At 35.9% G+C, this 3,505-nt stretch carries 4 protein-coding genes; 1 reads left to right on the top strand and 3 read right to left on the bottom strand.

Annotated features, from left to right (window positions below; all coding sequences use genetic code 11):
* Positions 1–296 precede the first annotated feature (296 nt).
* On the top strand, positions 297–1,238 hold the full coding sequence (gene trxB, locus ENL20_01600; GenBank protein ID HHE37253.1) for a thioredoxin-disulfide reductase: 942 nt from the start codon (positions 297–299) through the stop codon (positions 1,236–1,238).
* Between the two features lie 90 nt (positions 1,239–1,328).
* Here trxB and ENL20_01595 read toward each other — a convergent pair whose 3' ends face one another.
* From ENL20_01595 to ENL20_01585, 3 genes are all read right to left on the bottom strand, one after another.
* Positions 1,329–1,616 carry a hypothetical protein gene (locus tag ENL20_01595; protein HHE37252.1) on the bottom strand — a complete coding sequence of 96 codons (288 nt, stop codon included), beginning with the start codon at positions 1,614–1,616 and terminating at the stop codon, positions 1,329–1,331.
* Positions 1,589–2,179, bottom strand: coding sequence for a hypothetical protein (locus tag ENL20_01590; protein ID HHE37251.1), 591 nt, complete (start codon positions 2,177–2,179; stop codon positions 1,589–1,591). Before ENL20_01590 ends, ENL20_01595 begins: the two co-directional genes overlap by 28 nt.
* A 251-nt stretch (positions 2,180–2,430) precedes the next feature.
* Positions 2,431–3,505: rod shape-determining protein RodA (locus ENL20_01585; protein HHE37250.1), on the bottom strand; the 1,075-nt coding region annotated here is incomplete at its 5' end.

Below are 3,505 nucleotides of genomic sequence, written 5' to 3'. Positions count from 1 at the left end.
TTATTACCCCATAATTTCAGTCTAAAAAATATTTAATACATAGTGCTTGAACGAAAACCACCGGAATTACTGAAACTTGAATTAAGTTTGCTTTAGCTGACTTGATTTAAGTTTTCTAATCCGCTGATGCCAGTCAACTTAACTCAAGACTTCGTCTTAAGTCAAGTTTCCTTTTTGCGAGAACATCGAATTTTCGTTCAGTCACTACATAAAAGAATATTTGCATAATAATAACCAGTGGTTATATTATTCGATAAAAAATTCAGGGTCAAACTTGAACTAATCGGAGGAGTTTCATGCAATATGATGTTGCTATAATTGGAGCAGGTCCAGCAGGATTAAGTGCTGCGATTTATGCTGCCCGCGGCGGTTTACATACAGTTGTTTTTGAGAGAGGTTTAGTTGGCGGACAAATTGTTCTGACAGCAGATGTTGAAAATTATCCCGGATTTGAAGAAAACATGAGCGGTTTTGATATTATTGACAAAATGAAGAAACAGGCTGATAAATTCAAAGCTGAATTCAAAGATGAAGAAGTAGTTTCAATCACTTTTGATGAGTATGACAAGATCATTAAAACAAATCAGCAGGAATATAAGTTTAAGACAATTATTATTGCAACTGGAGCTAATCCTAAAAAGTTAGAAGTGCCTGGAGAAGAAAGATTGACCGGAAGAGGAGTTTCTTATTGTGCAACCTGCGATGGAGCTTTATACCGTGATAAAGTTGTTGCTGTAGTTGGCGGAGGAGATTCAGCCGTCGAGGAAGCGATTTTCCTGACCAGATTCGCTAAAAAAGTCTATCTTATTCACCGGCGTGATCAATTGCGAGCAGTAAAAATTGTTCAGGAAAGAGCATTTAAAAACGAAAAAATAGAGTTTGTCCTGGACTCTGTTGTTCGAGAAATTAAAGGAAAAACTTTTGTTGAAGATTTAGTTTTATATAACAAAAAAACAAAAAAGACAAGCGAGTTAAAAGTTGATGGAGTTTTTATTTATGTAGGGATCAATCCCAACAACCAGCTGATTGCATCAAAAGTGAAATTGGATGAACAGGGCTTTATTGTTGCGGATGAGACTATGCATACAAATTTTCCGGGAGTTTATGCTGCCGGTGATATTGTACATAAAGTTCTCAGGCAAGTTGTAACAGCAGCTTCTGATGGAGCGATAGCAGCTTTTTCAGCAGAAAAATGGATCGAGATGTACTACAAAGTCGTTCGTCATGTAGTTGATTAATTTTTTCAATAATTAAATTATCTTTATTGATTCTTCCTCTATTTATAACTTGCCAACAGGCAGCTGCCGGTTGGCAAGTTATAAAAAATCCTAAATCTTATCGTATTTTTTTATTTCTTCTCCTTCCACATAAAGGTATTTCGGTTCTTCAGGTGAGCCGTTTTTCTTGATCTTATCACTATCATTATCCTCAACCATTCTCCATAATTCCCAGGATTCTCCTGCGCCATCGATACAAAATGTGACCTTTTTATTAATAAAATCATCGACAATGAACTGAATCGAGCTTAAGGGCTCTGCTTTAGTAACCGGAACACTGAATTTTTTCCTGTCATAAACATACTTTTTGCTCATTCTTCCTCCCATCTTTTTCGAAATTTATAAACCTTATAACTCTCTACATCATCTATCCAGAAAGTTATATCTGATTTTTTAGGTATGGAAATCACTACCCGGCCAAAAAGGGCAGAATTCTTAAAATATCCTGTTGTGAGTTCAATCTGCGACCACTCTTTACCTGGTTTGATTTTTCTAGCAAACCTGTTAACTCTTTTCCCGGTAATATCAAAGGCAAGAAATAACAAAGTTACTGAAGCATTAGATGATTTATCAGCGCGGACAAAACAGCGGGAATAATAGATTTCTTCCGGATGAATATTTATCGCATCCGAAAAAATGTTGATCTTCTGATTGGGATTTTTTATCATCAAACATCTTTCTCCGCCATGATTGATCCCATTTTCCCAGAAAATCAGATTTTCAGGTTTATTCACGATCAGCCATTTATCCGGAGTTTTTTCATATTTGTAATTGCCTTCTTCAAAACCGGAATTAGGAATTTTATTCTCTTTGCCGATAATGTCATTTTCAGAGAACTGGGAAAGAGTCTGAAAAAAACAACCGTTTACCAAAATTAAAAACAAATATAGATATTTTTTCATTAGTTCGATTATCTATTCCTCCTGCATTTGACAAGATTTGAGTTCTGCATAACTGGGTATTTTTGAAGGATTATCAAAAATGAACTGTCATTACGAGTTCTCTCTTGCTGGCATCGACCGAAGTAATCTCTTTCTTATCACAAAGTTAGAGTTGGAGATTGCTTCGCAGGAATTCCTTTGCAAGACTCCTCGCAATGACAATTTTAATTGTTGCAGAATCCATTGACTAGATTGCATAGGAGTTGGAGTCCTCATTCAAAGATACTTCTCTCTTTCAGATATTTCAGGATGATGCCAACGGAAATAACATTGATAAGCAAATTAGAACCGCCATAACTGATAAAAGGTAAAGGAATTCCGGTTGTCGGAACTATACCGATGTTCATCCCGATATTAACAAAGACCTGGAAGGTCAGATAGGATAAAATTCCCATTCCGGCATACTTCATTCCCGGTCTTTTCAATTTATTTATCCCTTTCATCATTCTCATCAGGAACACAAAAAATAAAACTAAAATAATCAGGCAACCAAAAAAACCAAATTCTTCACCAATTACGGAAAAAATGAAGTCTGTATGGTGTTCAGGAAGGAAATTCAGGTTCTTTTGCGTTCCCATTAAAAAGCCTTTTCCAAAGATATTTCCCGAACCGATCGCTATTTTTGACTGGATGATCTGATAACCTGCTCCAAGGGGATCACGCATGGGATCGATAAATGACAATATCCTGTTTTGCTGATATGTTTTCAGACCATTCCAGATAACAGGAGTTATGAAAAATATAAAAGCATTCAAAACTCCGGCAAAGCCAATAGCAACAAGAGATAAACGAGTTTTATAAAGTAAAAACAATAATATTAAAATATAAATTAAAAATACTGGCAAAGAGAATGAAGTGATAATGCTCAAGACCGGACTGATGATCAAAATTAGAAAGAAAACAGGTAAACCGGAAAACAATAACATCGCGAATAAACTGATCATCAAGGTCAGGGCTGTTCCCAGATCAGGTTCGAGAAGAATGAGGATCACGGGTAGGAGAACGACTGCAAAAGAACGAAGCAATATCTGCCATTCTGTGATATATGGTTTGGAGATAAGTTTAGCCACAAACAGGATCGTAACAAGTTTTGCCAGTTCCGAAGGCTGGAAATTAACCGGTCCCAGAAATATCCAGCGGTGCGAACCTTTAATTTCGGGTAGGAATAAAACGAGGATAAGAAAAATTATGGTAATAATATAAACAGGAATGATCATAAGATCAATTACAGGCATGGGAAGTTTCAATAAAACAAAGAGAAACAATAATGATATAAAAACCCAGATG

This window comes from Candidatus Cloacimonadota bacterium (assembly GCA_011372345.1).
Classification (GTDB): domain Bacteria; phylum Cloacimonadota; class Cloacimonadia; order Cloacimonadales; family TCS61; genus DRTC01.
The sequence above is the reverse complement of the archived record's forward strand: the minus strand, read 5'-3'. Positions and strand labels throughout refer to the sequence as shown.